Source organism: Zoogloea sp. LCSB751, from assembly GCF_002028455.1.
Lineage (GTDB): Bacteria > Pseudomonadota > Gammaproteobacteria > Burkholderiales > Rhodocyclaceae > Zoogloea.
Genome location: NZ_MWUM01000681.1, coordinates 1 through 232, shown reverse-complemented (window position 1 = coordinate 232; position 232 = coordinate 1). Strand labels below are relative to the sequence as shown.

General features: G+C 53.4%; 1 protein-coding gene. It reads left to right on the top strand.

Annotated elements, in window-relative coordinates:
- Positions 1-187: hypothetical protein (locus B4920_RS30280; RefSeq protein WP_216820156.1), on the top strand; the 187-nt coding region annotated here is incomplete at its 5' end.
- Positions 188-232: the final 45 nt, after the last annotated feature.

The following is a 232-nucleotide window of genomic DNA, read 5'->3' as shown; positions in this document are numbered from 1 at the left end:
CATGCCGTCCCAGGGTCACGTTCTGTCGTGGGATTCATTCCATTTCGAGGATGAATCGCTGTTTGGCAGCCCGGCGCCTGCTCCCGTGATGACAAGCCATGGCAATCCCCTTGGAGGGGAGATCAGCATCAACATCGACATGACCAATCAGGTGCTGGAGCAGATCCCTCCATTGCACGATATATGAATCCCAATCGACGACGTGCATAATGACCTCCATCTAATCGATGGA